We start from the raw sequence: 13,349 nt of genomic DNA, 5'->3' as shown, positions 1-13,349 counted from the left end.
GGTAAGCGGAGACGGTTAAGAGGACGTAAACGCCGTCGACAGTTCCGCGCCGAGCGCCTGTGCGCCCAGTACGATCGCCCCGAGCGGTCCGGCATTGCCGCCGAGCGCGGGCGGAACCACGAAGGTTTCCGCATCGCCGACCTCCGCCAGCGCGACATACCCCGCCAGGCTGCGCGTCATCGCCGCGCGAACCTTGGGGAACAGGTGGTCGGTGCCGACCATCACGCCGCCGCCCATCACGATCCGCCGCGGTACACCGGTCAGGACCAGCGTGTGCAGCAACTGGCCCAGCGCATCGGCGACCAGATCCCAGGCGGGATGATCGGCGGGCAGGTCCGGTCCCGGAATGCCCGTCCGCGCCTGGATCGCCGGCCCCGCCGCCAATCCTTCCAAACACGCACCGTGATAGGGGCAGACGCCGATCCAGTCGTCGCCGGACGCGCGCACCGGACGGATATGGCCGAATTCCGAATGGGTCAGCCCATCGACCGGCAGCCCGCCCGCGATCAGGCCGACGCCGATGCCGGTGCCGACCGTGGCATAGGCGATGTCGGCCAGCCCCTTCGCCGCGCCCCACCGCGCCTCCGCCAGCGCCGCGCCGACGACGTCGGTGTGGAATCCCGTCGGCACGCCGACATGGCGCGCCAGCCTCCGCGCGACATCCTGATTAGCCCAGCCCGGCTTGGGCGTGGAGGTGATATGGCCGTAATCGGCGGCATGCCGGTCGATCGACACCGGCCCAAAGCTGGCGATGCCGAGCGCGGAGAAGCCGCTCCATCTGTCGAGCACCGCCTCGACCGCGCCCAGCGTCTCCTCCGGGCGGGTCGTCGGGATCGTCACGCGGTCCTCGATCTCGTCCGGCCCGCGCGCCAAAATGGCGATGCACTTGGTGCCACCCAGTTCCAGGCCGGCGATCAGCGGACGTCCCTGCGACATTGTTCTTCCTCTTCCCACCAGTCGATGCGCGGCCCCTATGTGACAGGCGACCACGCTTGCCCAGCCTCCATGCTATCGATTGCCGGATGCCGCCATCGCTGCCGCGACCTCCTGCTGCAACTGCGCCATTCCGGCATCGGGCACGCTTTCGTGCGTGCGATCGGACACCGCGTCCCACCGCTCGATCAGCCGTTCGCCGGCATCCTCGCCGCCGCCGATATGGTCGCCCGCGGTCAGCGTGACATAGGCGCGCTCGAAGTGACCCGCGCCGGCGCACAGGATCGCCCGCGTCGGTGCATCGTCGCCGACCAGCTTCAACAGCGCGGGACTGACCATCTCGGGTTGCATCAGCGCCTTGACCGTTTCGGGCAGCAGATTCTCGGTCATCGCGGTGGCGGCGGTCGGGGCGAGGCAGTTGACGCGAATGTCGTTCTTCGCGCCCTCGATCGCCAGCGTCTGCATCAGGCCGACCAGCGCCATCTTCGCCGCACCATAATTCGCCTGACCGAAATTGCCGTACAGGCCGGACGAGGAGGTGGTCATCACGATGCGCCCGTGGTTCTGCGCCTTCATCACGTCCCACACCGCCTTCGAACAGATCACAGCGCCCATCAGGTGGACGTCAACGACCAGCCGGAAATCGGCGATGCTCATCTTGCCGAACGACACGTCGCGCAGGATGCCGGCATTGTTGACGAGGATGTCGATCCGGCCCCAGCGTTCCTGCGCCGCCGCGACCATCGCTGCCACCGCCGCCTCGTCGGTCACCGATCCGGTCGCCGCCAACGCCTCGCCGCCCGCCGCGACGATCTCCGCCGCGACCGCTGTGGCGCCGTCGCCCAGATCGTTGACCACGACCTTGGCCCCGTAGCGCGCGAGCAGCAGCGCATGCGAACGTCCGAGACCCGCCCCTGCCCCGGTCACGATCGCGACCCGATCCTTCAGCATCACGACGTGATCTCCTCCCCGGTTATGAGCAGCTTGGTTATTCCACGGTCACCGACTTCGCCAGATTGCGCGGCTGGTCGACGTCCGTGCCCTTGATGACGGCGACATGATACGCCAGCAACTGCACGGGCACGGCATAGACGATCGGCGCGATCAGCGGGTGCACCTTGGGCATCGTGATCGTCGCGACGCAGCCTTCGCCCGCCGCCTGGATACCGTCATAATCGCTGATGAGCACGACCTTGCCCCCACGCGCCATCACCTCCTGCATATTGCTGATTGTCTTGTCGAACAACGGACCGGAGGGGGCGATGACGATGACCGGCACGTTCTCGTCGATCAGCGCGATCGGGCCGTGCTTCATCTCGCCGGCGGCGTAACCCTCGGCGTGGATGTAGCTGATCTCCTTCAGCTTCAACGCACCTTCCAGCGCCAGCGGGTAATCGGTGCCGCGGCCCAGATACAGCACGTCGCGCGCGCTCGCGATCGTTCCCGCCATCGCCTCGATCGCCTCGTCATAGGCCAGCGCGGCGTTGATCGCGGCGGGGGCCTCCGCCAGATGCTTCACGATCGACCGCTCTTCCAGATGCGACAGCCGCCCCTTCGCCCGCGCCAGATTGGCGGCGAGCGCTGCCAGCACCGCGAGTTGACAGGTGAACGCCTTGGTCGACGCGACACCGATCTCCGGTCCGGCGTGCGTCGGCAGCAACAGGTCCGCCTCCCGCGCCATGCTGCTGGTCGGCACGTTGCAGACGACAGCGATCGTCTGCCCTTCCTTTTTGGCGTGGCGCAGCGCGGCGAGCGTATCCGCCGTCTCGCCCGACTGGCTGATGAACAGCGCCAGCCCGCCCGGCTCCATCACCGGTGCGCGGTAGCGGAACTCGGATGCGACATCGAGGTCGACGGGCACGCGCGCGAACTGCTCGAACCAGTAGCGCGCGACCATGCCCGCATAGAAGCTGGTGCCGCACGCGACGATCGTCACGCGCTTGATCGCCGACAGGTCGCCCTCCGGGATCGGCAGCGTCACCTTCTCGTCGAGGCGTTGCAGGTAGGAACGCAGCGTCTGCGCGACCACGATCGGCTGCTCGTAGATCTCCTTCAGCATGTAATGCCGGTGATTGCCCTTCGACACCAGTTCGCCCGTGACGCCCGATATCGTAACCGGCCGCTCCACCGGGTTGTTCTGCTGGTCGTAGACCTGAGCGCCGTCGCGGGTGCAGACGACCCAGTCGCCTTCCTCCAGATACGCGATCCGCTGCGTCAGCGGGGCGAGCGCCAGCGCATCCGAGCCGAGATACGTTTCGCCGTCACCGTGCCCGACGACCAGCGGCGACCCGAGGCGCGCGCCGATCAGCAGGTCGGGATGCCGCCGGAACAGGATCGCGAGCGCGAATGCACCGTGCAGGCGCGGCAGCACGGTACGCACCGCCCCGACCGGCTCCAGACCAGCTTCCACCTGCTCGCTGACCAGATGGGCGACGACCTCTGTGTCCGTCTCGCTGGTGAACACCCGGCCGCGCGCGATCAGTTCGTCGCGAAGGGATTTGAAGTTCTCGATGATGCCGTTGTGAACGACCGCGACCTCGTCGGTCGCGTGCGGGTGCGCGTTGTTCGTCGTCGGGCCGCCATGCGTCGCCCAGCGCGTATGCGCGATGCCGGTCCGCCCCGGCAGCGGATCGGCCGCGAGTTCCTTGGCAAGGTTCATGAGCTTGCCCGACGCCCGCCGCCGCTCGATCCGGCCGTCATGATCGGTTGCGATACCCGCCGAGTCGTAGCCGCGATATTCCAGCCGTCTCAGGCCGTCGAGCAGCCGCTCCGCGACGTCTTCGTTACTCAGGATGCCGACGATGCCGCACATGGAATGTCTCTTTGTCTAGAAGAAATAGGGAATGCGGATGCCGGGCATGTCCGCGGGAAAGTCCTTGGTGTTGCGGGTGACGAGCATCGCACCGTTCACGCGTGCTGTTGCCAGGATGTACGCGTCCAGCAACTTCATCCGCGTTTCGTGACGAATCGCTGCCGCTGCGGCGGCTACGTGGGCATCGATCTCGACCACCTCGAACGGAGACAGCAGGCGGGCGACGGTCGGTCGCTGCTGGGGCGGCTCCCCCGCCAGAATCTCCGTCCAGACGACACGACTGATGCGATGCCGGCCGTAGCGTTGCAATTCGGCTACTGCCGGCGGACGATCGACGAGCCAGTCGATCAGGATATTGGTATCGAAGAACGGCTCCACGTCGGATCAGAAACCGTCGCGGTCTTCGCGCATCGCGCGCTGATACTCGACCGCATCGCCAACGTCTTGGCGGTGCTTCCAGTATCCTGCTCCGCGCGAGATCCAGTCGTTATTGCTTCGATCACGCAGGTGCTGGGATACGGCAACGCGCAATTCCGCCGCGCGCGAGCGTCCGTTGCGCTGCGCAAGCTCATCCAGCGCAGCGATGTCTTCGTCGGGTATGGTGACCAAGGTCCTCATACCGGCAAGATATCACGCAGCGATATCACTTGCCAACCTTCCGCGCCGCCATCAGCGCCCGGAACTGCGCCGCCCAGCCCGTCTTCTCGACCTGCGCCGGCCGAACCAGCGCCAGCGCGTCGGCGGCGACATCCTTCGTCACCACCGATCCCGCCGCGACGATCGCGCCCGGACCGATCGAGACCGGCGCGACCAGCGCGGAGTTGGAGCCGATGAACGCCCCCGCGCCGATCGTCGTGCGATACTTGAAGAAGCCGTCGTAATTGCAGGTGATCGTGCCCGCGCCGATGTTGACGCCCGCGCCCACGTCCGCATCGCCCAGATAGGTCAGGTGGTTAGCCTTCGCCCCCTCGCCCAGCGTCGCCTTCTTCACCTCGACGAAATTGCCCACCCGGGACTTGGCGCCCAGCACCGCCCCTGGACGCAGGCGCGCATAGGGGCCGACATCGGCCTTCGGGCCGACCGTCGCGCCCTCCAGATGGCTGAACGCGTGGATGACCGCACCGTCCGCGATCGAGACGCCGGGACCAAACACGACGTTGGGCTCGATCGTCACGTCGCGGCCGATGACCGTGTCGTGCGAGAACCAGACGGTTTCCGGCGCGACCAGCGACGCCCCCTCCGCCATTGCGCGCTGGCGGCGCAGCGCCTGCCAGCCGGCCTCCACGACGGCCAGTTCGGCGCGGCTGTTGATCCCCGCCACTTCGTCCGCGCCCGTCTCGATCGCCACCGCCCGCGCACCCTCGGCGATCGCGAGCATGACGATGTCGGGCAGGTAATATTCGCCCGCCGCATTGTCGTTGCCGACCGACTCCAGCAGCCGCCACAGATCGGCGGTGCGGACCGCGGTGACGCCCGAATTGCACAGGTCGACCGCGCGCTCTTCGAAGGAGGCGTCCTTGTATTCGACCATCTTGCGGATCGTGCCGTCCGCATCGGCGATCACGCGCCCGTACGCCGCGGCATCGGCGGGACGGAAACCCAGCACCGCGACCATCGGCGTATCGTCCGCCTCCAGCCGCGCCGCGAGGCGTGCGACGGTGTCGGTCGACAGCAGCGGTGTATCGCCGAAGCAGACGATCGCGATGCCGTCGAAATCCGCCAGCGCCGCCTTCGCCTGCAACGCGGCATGCGCGGTGCCGAGCTGCTCGTGCTGCCACGCGATATCGACGCCGCTGCCCGCGACCGCCGCCTTCACCTGCTCGCCCGACGCACCGACGACCACGACGCGGCGGCTGGCCCCCGCCCCTTCGAGGCTGGCGAGCAGGTGCAGCAGCATCGGCCGGCCGGCGACCGGGTGCAGCACCTTGTGCAGGTCGGACTTCATCCGCGTGCCCTTGCCGGCGGCGAGGACGATGACGGCCAAAGGCTTGGGGAGCGGAGTCTTGTCGGGATGGCTCATGCCGCGTCCGGTGCCACGAACATCTTGCCAATTCCATAGCAGTGCCGTCTTGCGGCCGAACATGGACAACACTTCATCCTTCTTCGACCTCGTCGGCTTCGACATGGACGGCACGTTGCTCGACACGTCGGGCGATCTCGCCGCCGCCGTGAACCACGCGCTGGAGAGTGCCGGCCGACCGACGCTGACCGTCGATCGGGTGACGCCGATGATCGGCGGCGGCGCGCGGCACATGCTGGCGCAGGGCATGGCGGCGACCGGCGGCTGCACCGATGCGGAGCTCGACGTGCTGCACCGCCGCCTGCTCGACTATTACGAAGCGAACATGGTCGTGCTGACGCAACCCTACCCGGGTGCGCTCGATGCGCTGGACGCCCTCGCGGCGCGCGGCGTGACGCTGGCCGTCGTGACCAACAAGCTGGAACATTACGCCAGGCGCATCCTCGACGAACTCGGCCTGACCGCGCGCTTCGCCTGCCTGATCGGCGGCGACACGCTGGGGCCGGGACGCGGCAAGCCCAAGCCCGATCCGATCATCGAGATGATCGCGCGCTGCGGCGGCCAGCGTCCGGCGTTCGTCGGCGATTCGATCTATGACGTGAAGGCGGCGCAGGCGGCTCACGTGCCGGTCATCGCGTGCAGCTTCGGCTTCCTCGACCGTCCGGTCGGTGAACTCGGCGCAGATGCGACGATCGACGGCTATGGCGAACTCATGCCTGCGCTGGAGCGACTTTCCGCCATTTGATCCAGAGATGCCGCGCGAGCATCGCCGGCGGCATCCGCAGCCAGTGCGAGCGGACGTAGAAGCCCAGCCGCGTCGCCGGCCGGATCGCCCGCCCCCAGCCGTCGCGCGCGAGCAGGCGGCGGCGATAAAGGCGGTCGATCGCGGGGCCAATGCCGAACAGCGACTCCGCCAGCCGGATCGCTCTTGCGACGGGTACGGTCAGGCCATGATGCGCGGCGCGATCGGCCACCCCGTCCGTGCCGAACTCCCCGATCAGGCAGCGGATGTCCCAAAGGTTGCGGAGTCCCCCCGCCAGATCGCCATCCGCGAACAGATGCGCGGCGGCGTGGACGATCATGTCCGCCGGCGACAGCACCGACAGTCCGTTGCCGAGCGGCACGGCATCCGCGATCAGCGCCGCCGCGTCGGGCTTCGGTCGCGCGGTCAGTGGCAGGATCGTGTGGTGCACGTCGATCATCCGGTCGCGCTCCCGGTGGATCAACGGCGGCAGCTCATGCATCCAGCGGCGATAATAGGCATCGTCATAGGGATCGGGCTTCACCCATTCCCATCCCGCCGCGATCAGCGCCGCCTCCACCGCATCCAGCGTCGCGAAGGGCACGAGGATGTCGCAATCGCCGATCGATCGGCCCTGCCCCGCCGCCAATCCGGCCGCCGCATAGGCGGTGCCCTTCAACAGCACCACCGGCACGTCCAGCGGCGCGAGGACGCGTGCGACGACCGTCGCCTCCCACAACGCCGTGCGACGGGCATGATCCGCGATGTGGCGCGCATCGGCGAGGATCGCGGCGACCGACGGCGGCACCTCCAGCCCGTGCAGCCGGTGCGCCAGCGTTCCCGCCAGTTGCTCCGCCCGCGCCATCGTCAGCAGTGCGGTCCAGCCGGCGGCGTCCAGCACCAGCACCGACAAGGGTTCGCGCAGCGCCCGGACCAGCAGCATTGCGTCGGACACGCCTACGGCTCCCATGGCTACAGCCCCCCCGGCCAAAACTCCTCGACCATCGCCAGCGCCGTCGCGCTGTCAGGATAGTCGATCGCCAGCGCGGGCACCTCCGTCACAAGCCGGGTCAGCGCCGTGAACCCCGCCTCCCCCAGCAGCGTATAGTTGGTGGATGCTTGCGTCAGCCGCACGAACGCCTCGCTCGCCGGCACGTCCCGCACCGCCCGCGTCTCGCCGTAACGGGGAAACAGCAGCAGCGCCGGGCGCGCGGGTTCGTCCATCGCCGCCACCGCACGGGCGTCGGGAACGAGGTGGCGGATGTCACCCTTCGGCGTACCGGGCAGCAACGGCCCCCAGCGGTCGCCCGCCACGGCGTCGATCGCGCCGCCCTTCAGGCTGACGAGCCGCGGAAAGGCGTGCGCCATGCCCGTCGCGGGTTCGATCAGCGCGAACTCGTCGCCCATCAACCGCCAGCCGCGGCTCATCAGCAGCGCCGACAGCGTCGACTTGCCCGCGCCGGACTCGCCGCTCATCAACAACGCGCAGCCGTTTCGCTCGACCCCCGATGCGTGCAGCAGCAGATGCCGCCGCCAGCCGAGCGCGAGTTGCAGGTTCATGCCCATCTCGGCGGCGAGCAGCCCGTGCGCCAGCGGCAGCGGCGCGGCCTCCGGCAGCATATAGTCGCCGCCGATCCGCACCGACGGTCGCAGCCAGCGCCGCCACGGGCGTGTCGCCTCCAGCCGAACGGTGAAATCCGGCACTTCCGGGACCGGATAGTCACGGTACAAGTCGGCGAGCGCCGCGACCGGCGCAGCCCAGTCCGAGCCGATACGGAACCCAGCCGGGCCGATCCGGAGCCGGATCGAATGTCTCATGCCGGGACGACCAAGCCGATATCGACCAGCTCCGCCACGCGTGCATACAGTGCTTCCCGTGCGCGGCTGCCCAGATCAAAGCCGGCGGCCAGCCGCGCCAACAGGGCGTCCAGCGTCATCGCCTCGTCGCCCAGCGCCGCCAGGATCTGCGGCGCGGGCTCGGTCAGCAGGTGGGTCGCGCCGGACGGGCGGTGAAGGACCGCCACGAACGCGTCGAGCGGTACGGACACGGTGGCACGCTCGGCGCGCAGGCGCATGGAATCAACGCGGCATCTGCAACGAGGCGAAGCATGTGAACCCGCCCTGCCCGCGTTGCAGGCGGCGGATATAGTTCACATAGGCGCGGCTGCGGTCGTAATCGGTGCCGGGCAGCGTGTTGCCGTTCAGCGCACGCTTCACTTCTTCGCCCTTGTACGCGCGGCTAGCGGGCGGAAACGCGCCCTTGGTGCCGGCGGCGACGGTCTTGCCGTCCGCGGTGATCCAGTTGCCCGCGCGCGACCGTTCCGGCACCGCGATCTCGCAGTTCAGGACCGAGCCGGCGGTCTGCGCCAGAGCCGGACGGATCGACACCACCGCGCTCGCCCCCACCGCCCCGAGCATGAGCGCCCGACGACTCGTCGAGCCCTCTGTGGTCTTGCCGTCGTCGGAGGGTGGCTGATCGCTCATTCTCGTCCCATGCTAGACCGACCGGGTTTCATATCGGTTAAGTGCTGGCAAGCATCCTGTGCGTGCCGAAGCGGGACGCCCCCTCCCCGAAGGGAGGGGGTGGCGGTCACCGAACGCGCGGGCCGCCGAACGGGAGCGGCGGCGGAGGACGACGATCGCGGCGGGGAAGCTGCGCCTGATAGGCGTGGCCGCAATGATCGACGCAGTACGGGAAGCCGGGGTTCACCTTCTCGCCGCAGAAGTGGAAGTCCGGCTCGCCCGGATGGCCGAGCGGCCATTTGCAGATGCGATCGTTCAGATCGAGCAGGCTGGTCTTGCCCGCGATCTCCGCCGACGGCTTGGCCGGAACCAGTCGGCGCGGCGGCGCGGGGGCGATCGGGGGCTGCTGCTCGCCGGGGGCCTGCCGCAGGAAGCCGCCGGGGCCGACCGACCGCATGATCGGCTGCGGCGGTGCGGGCGGTACGGCGGCGACGGGTGCAGCCTCTTCGACCGCGTCCTCGACCGCATCCTCGTCATCGACATCAGGCGCGGGTGCCGCGACCACCGGAGCGGGCGGTGGCGGCGGGGCCGCGACCACGGCGGGTCGTGGTGGCGGCGGTGGCGGCGCAGCGGGGGCAGCTATCGGAACCGCCGGCGCAGCGGCCGCGGCCACCGTCGCCGAGTCGTTCGACTTGACCGGCGACGGGCGCGCCTGAAGCCCCAGCCGGTGCGCCTTGCCGATCACGGCATTGCGGCTGACGCCCTGCCCCAGCGCCTCGGCGATCTGGCTGGCGGTCTGGCCGGCCTCCCACATCGTCTTGAGCGTATCGATCCGCTCGTCGGTCCAGGACATGCGTATTCCTTATCGTCATCGTTGCGGGCGGCAGCCGCAGGGAGTACCCGACCCCGCCATGAGCAGCCAGCCCCCGATCGGTCAAACTCTGGTGAGGAACGCCCCCGGCGTGCCCGTCATCCGGAACATCAACTGGGGCGGCCTTCGCACCCTCTATATCAAGGAGGTGCGCCGTTTCTTCAAGGTGCAGCTCCAGACGATCTGGGCACCGGCGATCACGACGCTGTTGTTCCTCGTCGTCTTCACCGTCGCCACGGGCGCGAAACGCCCCGTGCTGGTCGGCGGATCGGAGGTCGCCTTCGCCGATTTCATCGCCCCCGGCCTCATCATCAGCCAGGGGATGATGGGTCCTGCCTTCGCCAATGCCAGCTTCTCGCTGCTGGTCGGCAAGATCCAGGGGACGATCGTCGATTATTTGCAACCGCCTTTGTCGACGATGGAATTGCTGTCGGCGCTGGTCGGCGGCGCGGTGACGCGGGCGATCATCGTCGGCATCGTCGTCTGGGCGGCGATGGCGCTCTACCCCGGCGTCCACGTCACCCCGCACGCGCCGCTGGCGATCCTGTGGTTCGGCCTGTTGGGATCGCTGTTCCTCGCGTTTCTGGGCGTGCTGACGTCGATCTGGGCGGAGAAGTTCGACCACGCCGCCGCGGTGACCAACTTCGTCGTCACCCCGCTCGCGCTGCTGTCGGGCACGTTCTACTCGGTCGACAAGCTCGCCCCCGCCTTCCGCGCGTTCAGCCACGCCAACCCGTTCTTCTACATCATCTCCGGCTTTCGCTACGGCTTTCTCGGCATCGCCGATTCGCCGGTGTTCGTCGGATCGCTGGTGGTGCTGGGCATCGACGTGGCGCTGGGCGTCGCCTGCTACGTGCTGCTGCGGCGCGGATGGCGGTTGAAGAACTAACGGGTTCGGAGTTTCGCAACGGCGGGAGTTGGGGCTTTCGGTGCTGGAAGCCCGCGGTTCCGGGCTCCTGAATATCCAGGATAATGCCGGCGAAGTGGAGGAAGTGGAGGCGCCGGACGGATGTCCTCCACTTCGGTGCAGGGGCGGGGCGGCGACACCGGGAATGACTGCTCACGCCCGGATTGCTGACATAGCCGGATGTGCTAGGTTTAGCCCCACAGGAGGCCTCATGACGATCTATCAGCGGTTTCGCATCTGGATCGACGAGGTTCAGTCCGGAAGCCTTTACGCCGGCAAGCTGCTGTACGCTGCTGGCGCGTTTCCGCTCTTCGCTACTCCGCTTTTCGGAAACTGGTGGCGCATACCGGGCGTCGCGATCGCGGTTGGATGGATGGCATTTCTGCTTTGGCGGCTTTGGCTGATGGCAAAAACTGGCCTGATCGCCAGTGACGTGCCGCAGGGCCGCTTGATCGAGAAGACGGTTTCTACCGACGACGCGATCTCGAACGACAGCTAACCACCAACTCTCGCCGTTCGCGACCCGCGTAGCGGACGCTGCCTGCCCGAAACCGGACCGGCGGCTTTGGGGCGGGAAAGCGGACGAGCCGTTTACGCCCAATTTATGACGGTCAGCAGAGTGTTCGTGTTTTCCTATAGCGGACGTTCACTGCTTCACGATTTTGCACCGCATAGAAGTCTGACTGTGGCCGACCTTGTGCGGCGGCGTATGAGAAATCGACCATCCGTCGTCGGTTTTTTCAAGATCGGCTAAGCAGGTAAGAGCTTCCGGGGCTGTCTCTCCCATCACCTCTTTCGGACCACCGTCCCGAAGGAGTGCAAATGAGCATCGCTGAACCAAACCAGCCTTAGAGCACATTAGCTCGCGGATGTGCAGATCGGACGCTGTGTCGCTTCCGGCATTATACCAGACTGAGGCGAGCCAATTGCCGTTCCCGATCATGGCGTTCAATTGAAGGTCTGCCCAGATCGCGGATTGTATCTGCCCCCTCAGCGGCTCGGCGGGCGGGGTCAGGGATGCTGCTGCCGCTGTTAGGAGGAGGGCGAACATAGCCTACCGTAACCGATCCCATGTCCGCTATCCACACGGCTTTACCAGAAGCTGCCGGACCCCTCACCACCAAAAGCGGCCATGCCGACTAACTGAAACGCGCGCAAGCCTCGGCCCAGCGAGGCACGCACTACCATCGATGTCAAAGAGCACGACCGCTCTACCCCTTCACCCCTCTGTAGGACAGCGCCACTCGCGCGCGAGAAGTCCCAGCAGCAGGGTGTCGCGGATGCCGATGTGGGTTTCCCATTCCTCGCGCAGCAGGCCCTCGCGGCGGAAGCCGAGGCGTTCGAGCAGGGCGATCGAGCCGGCATTGTCCGGATCGGTGTCGGCGAAGATGCGGCGCGCGCCCTCCTCCGCGATCAGCAGGTCGATCAGCCGCGCCACCGCCTCGCGCGCATAGCCCTGCCCCCAGTACCGGCGGACGAGCAGATAGCCGATTTCGTACACGCCCGGCCGACGCCGGTGCGCGGACACGGTGCCGATCGCGGCTCCGTCCAGCGTGATCGCCCAGCTGACCCACGCATCAGGGACCTTGCGCGGCATCAGATAGGCGCGGGTTTCGGCCAGATCGGCGTGCGGCGCGCTCGACCACCAGCGCATCAGGTCGACGTCGCGATACGCGTCGTGCAGCGCCTCCGCATCGTCGGTCGACAGCGGGCGCATCCACAGCCGCTCGCTGTCGAACGTCAGCTTCATTGCGCCAGCGCGTCGACCAGCGCGCGGACCTTCGCCTGCCGCCACTGCGGCAACGGCGCGACCAGCCAATAGCCGAGCCGCGACGGCACCGGCTCGCCCATCGCGATCACCCGGCCCGACGCGAGATCGGCGGCGGCCAGCAGTTGCGGCACGGTCGCGCGGCCCAGACCGGCGGCGGCGGCGTCGATCGCCAGTCCGGCATCGTCGACCCGCACCAGCGCGCCGGCATCGTCGGGCGATCCGGGCCACGCGATCAGCGGCGCGTCGATCGCCGTAGCGGGCGCGGCGACGGTGACCATGCCGTCCGATTCCAGCGCCTCGCCCTCATGCTCGCCGGGACCCTCGCCCCAGCGGATCGCCAAGTCGAGGTTCGCCTGCGTGAAGTCGACCGTCTCGTCCGCACCGATCAGCACGAAGCGCAGATCATGGTCGGCGGCGGCGATCGCGGCGAGGCGCGGCATCAACCACTTCTCGGTCAGGTCGCGCGGGGCGGCGATGGTCAGCGACTTGGACGATTGCCCGGCCTGCATCGCCCGCACCGCTTCCTCGAACTGGAGGAAACCGTCGCGCAGGGGCGCGAGGCCGGCCTCGCCCTCCGGCGTCAGCTCCAGCCCGCGCGTGGTGCGGCGGAACAGGACGACGCCCAGCGTATCCTCCAGCGCGCGGATCTGTTGCCCCACGGCGGCGGGGGTGACGGCGAGTTCGTCCGCCGCGCGCGTGAACGACAGGTGCCGAGCCGCGGCGTCGAGCACGCGCAGGCCGTTGAGCGGGAGGTGCGTGCGCTTCATGCCGTTGCGCTCCGGAAAGGAGTGCTGACCCGCGCTGTTCGCTCATGCGGTGCCGCGTGAAAT

At 68.1% G+C, this 13,349-nt stretch carries 16 protein-coding genes; 3 read left to right on the top strand and 13 right to left on the bottom strand.

Features of this window, described 5'->3' with window-relative positions; translation table 11 throughout:
* Positions 1-15: 15 nt before the first annotated feature.
* From ASG07_RS15110 to glmU, 6 genes are all read right to left on the bottom strand, one after another.
* Entirely contained in the window at positions 16-936 is a 921-nt protein-coding gene (locus ASG07_RS15110) for an ROK family protein (protein ID WP_055848652.1), read from the bottom strand.
* A 72-nt stretch (positions 937-1,008) separates the two neighbouring features.
* Positions 1,009-1,884, bottom strand: a complete 876-nt coding sequence (locus ASG07_RS15105) for an SDR family NAD(P)-dependent oxidoreductase (RefSeq protein ID WP_082474845.1) — start codon at positions 1,882-1,884, stop codon at positions 1,009-1,011.
* A gap of 37 nt (positions 1,885-1,921) precedes the next feature.
* Positions 1,922-3,745: a glutamine--fructose-6-phosphate transaminase (isomerizing) gene (glmS, locus tag ASG07_RS15100; protein ID WP_055848646.1), complete on the bottom strand. Its 1,824-nt coding sequence runs from the start codon at positions 3,743-3,745 to the stop codon at positions 1,922-1,924.
* Positions 3,746-3,760: 15 nt separating this feature from the next.
* A complete protein-coding gene (locus ASG07_RS15095; RefSeq protein WP_055848644.1) occupies positions 3,761-4,123 on the bottom strand; it encodes a type II toxin-antitoxin system VapC family toxin in 363 nt (120 codons plus the stop codon).
* A 6-nt stretch (positions 4,124-4,129) separates the two neighbouring features.
* Positions 4,130-4,363 carry a CopG family transcriptional regulator gene (locus ASG07_RS15090; RefSeq protein WP_055848641.1) on the bottom strand — a complete coding sequence of 78 codons (234 nt, stop codon included), beginning with the start codon at positions 4,361-4,363 and terminating at the stop codon, positions 4,130-4,132.
* A 25-nt stretch (positions 4,364-4,388) separates the two neighbouring features.
* The gene (glmU, locus tag ASG07_RS15085; RefSeq protein ID WP_055848887.1) at positions 4,389-5,765 is read right to left on the bottom strand and encodes a bifunctional UDP-N-acetylglucosamine diphosphorylase/glucosamine-1-phosphate N-acetyltransferase GlmU; all 1,377 of its coding nucleotides are present in this window, start codon (positions 5,763-5,765) and stop codon (positions 4,389-4,391) included.
* Between the two features lie 61 nt (positions 5,766-5,826).
* Between glmU and ASG07_RS15080 the strand changes: the two genes are divergently transcribed.
* Positions 5,827-6,510 carry an HAD-IA family hydrolase gene (locus ASG07_RS15080; RefSeq protein WP_055848637.1) on the top strand — a complete coding sequence of 228 codons (684 nt, stop codon included), beginning with the start codon at positions 5,827-5,829 and terminating at the stop codon, positions 6,508-6,510.
* Here the strand turns inward: ASG07_RS15080 and ASG07_RS15075 are convergent.
* From ASG07_RS15075 to ASG07_RS15055, 5 genes are all read right to left on the bottom strand, one after another.
* Positions 6,476-7,477 (bottom strand): nucleotidyltransferase domain-containing protein, encoded by a 1,002-nt coding sequence (locus ASG07_RS15075; protein WP_055848633.1) that lies wholly within the window; start codon positions 7,475-7,477, stop codon positions 6,476-6,478. The two genes, ASG07_RS15080 and ASG07_RS15075, sit on opposite strands and share 35 nt — an antisense overlap.
* Positions 7,478-7,479: 2 nt before the next feature.
* Positions 7,480-8,325 (bottom strand): HprK-related kinase A, encoded by an 846-nt coding sequence (locus tag ASG07_RS15070; RefSeq protein ID WP_055848630.1) that lies wholly within the window; start codon positions 8,323-8,325, stop codon positions 7,480-7,482.
* Positions 8,322-8,582 carry an HPr-rel-A system PqqD family peptide chaperone gene (locus ASG07_RS15065; RefSeq protein ID WP_055848627.1) on the bottom strand — a complete coding sequence of 87 codons (261 nt, stop codon included), beginning with the start codon at positions 8,580-8,582 and terminating at the stop codon, positions 8,322-8,324. The genes ASG07_RS15070 and ASG07_RS15065 overlap by 4 nt, the downstream gene beginning before the upstream one ends.
* 4 nt (positions 8,583-8,586) lie before the next feature.
* A complete protein-coding gene (locus ASG07_RS15060) occupies positions 8,587-8,991 on the bottom strand; it encodes a hypothetical protein (protein ID WP_055848624.1) in 405 nt (134 codons plus the stop codon).
* Between the two features lie 106 nt (positions 8,992-9,097).
* Positions 9,098-9,823, bottom strand: a complete 726-nt coding sequence (locus tag ASG07_RS15055; RefSeq protein WP_055848621.1) for a GcrA family cell cycle regulator — start codon at positions 9,821-9,823, stop codon at positions 9,098-9,100.
* A gap of 58 nt (positions 9,824-9,881) precedes the next feature.
* Here ASG07_RS15055 and ASG07_RS15050 point away from each other — a divergent pair, with 58 nt between their 5' ends.
* Together ASG07_RS15050 and ASG07_RS15045 are read left to right on the top strand one after the other, a co-directional pair.
* A complete protein-coding gene (locus ASG07_RS15050; protein WP_055848618.1) occupies positions 9,882-10,730 on the top strand; it encodes an ABC transporter permease in 849 nt (282 codons plus the stop codon).
* A 229-nt stretch (positions 10,731-10,959) separates the two neighbouring features.
* Positions 10,960-11,247 carry a hypothetical protein gene (locus ASG07_RS15045; RefSeq protein ID WP_055848615.1) on the top strand — a complete coding sequence of 96 codons (288 nt, stop codon included), beginning with the start codon at positions 10,960-10,962 and terminating at the stop codon, positions 11,245-11,247.
* Positions 11,248-11,967: 720 nt separating this feature from the next.
* Here ASG07_RS15045 and ASG07_RS15040 read toward each other — a convergent pair.
* Complete coding sequence (locus tag ASG07_RS15040; RefSeq protein WP_055848612.1) at positions 11,968-12,498, bottom strand: GNAT family N-acetyltransferase; 531 nt, start codon at positions 12,496-12,498, stop codon at positions 11,968-11,970.
* Positions 12,495-13,286, bottom strand: a complete 792-nt coding sequence (locus tag ASG07_RS15035; protein WP_055848607.1) for a LysR family transcriptional regulator — start codon at positions 13,284-13,286, stop codon at positions 12,495-12,497. The genes ASG07_RS15040 and ASG07_RS15035 overlap by 4 nt, the downstream gene beginning before the upstream one ends.
* Positions 13,287-13,349 lie beyond the last annotated feature (63 nt).

Source organism: Sphingomonas sp. Leaf343 (genome assembly GCF_001423765.1).
Taxonomy (GTDB): domain Bacteria; phylum Pseudomonadota; class Alphaproteobacteria; order Sphingomonadales; family Sphingomonadaceae; genus Sphingomonas.
The sequence above is the reverse complement of the archived record's forward strand: the minus strand, read 5'-3'. Positions and strand labels throughout refer to the sequence as shown.

What these genes read in the sequence shown, in the direction of transcription:
- ASG07_RS15065 (WP_055848627.1), bottom strand. Translation starts at nt 8,582, where the DNA reads ATGCGCCTGCGCGCCGAGCGTGCCACCGTGTCCGTACCGCTCGACGCG.
- ASG07_RS15090 (WP_055848641.1), bottom strand. Translation starts at nt 4,363, where the DNA reads ATGAGGACCTTGGTCACCATACCCGACGAAGACATCGCTGCGCTGGAT.
- ASG07_RS15105 (WP_082474845.1), bottom strand. Translation starts at nt 1,884, where the DNA reads ATGCTGAAGGATCGGGTCGCGATCGTGACCGGGGCAGGGGCGGGTCTC.
- ASG07_RS15040 (WP_055848612.1), bottom strand. Translation starts at nt 12,498, where the DNA reads ATGAAGCTGACGTTCGACAGCGAGCGGCTGTGGATGCGCCCGCTGTCG.
- ASG07_RS15070 (WP_055848630.1), bottom strand. Translation starts at nt 8,325, where the DNA reads ATGAGACATTCGATCCGGCTCCGGATCGGCCCGGCTGGGTTCCGTATC.
- ASG07_RS15080 (WP_055848637.1), top strand. Translation starts at nt 5,827, where the DNA reads ATGGACAACACTTCATCCTTCTTCGACCTCGTCGGCTTCGACATGGAC.
- glmS (WP_055848646.1), bottom strand. Translation starts at nt 3,745, where the DNA reads ATGTGCGGCATCGTCGGCATCCTGAGTAACGAAGACGTCGCGGAGCGG.
- ASG07_RS15055 (WP_055848621.1), bottom strand. Translation starts at nt 9,823, where the DNA reads ATGTCCTGGACCGACGAGCGGATCGATACGCTCAAGACGATGTGGGAG.
- ASG07_RS15050 (WP_055848618.1), top strand. Translation starts at nt 9,882, where the DNA reads ATGAGCAGCCAGCCCCCGATCGGTCAAACTCTGGTGAGGAACGCCCCC.
- ASG07_RS15035 (WP_055848607.1), bottom strand. Translation starts at nt 13,286, where the DNA reads ATGAAGCGCACGCACCTCCCGCTCAACGGCCTGCGCGTGCTCGACGCC.
- ASG07_RS15075 (WP_055848633.1), bottom strand. Translation starts at nt 7,477, where the DNA reads ATGGGAGCCGTAGGCGTGTCCGACGCAATGCTGCTGGTCCGGGCGCTG.
- glmU (WP_055848887.1), bottom strand. Translation starts at nt 5,765, where the DNA reads ATGAGCCATCCCGACAAGACTCCGCTCCCCAAGCCTTTGGCCGTCATC.
- ASG07_RS15060 (WP_055848624.1), bottom strand. Translation starts at nt 8,991, where the DNA reads ATGAGCGATCAGCCACCCTCCGACGACGGCAAGACCACAGAGGGCTCG.
- ASG07_RS15110 (WP_055848652.1), bottom strand. Translation starts at nt 936, where the DNA reads ATGTCGCAGGGACGTCCGCTGATCGCCGGCCTGGAACTGGGTGGCACC.
- ASG07_RS15045 (WP_055848615.1), top strand. Translation starts at nt 10,960, where the DNA reads ATGACGATCTATCAGCGGTTTCGCATCTGGATCGACGAGGTTCAGTCC.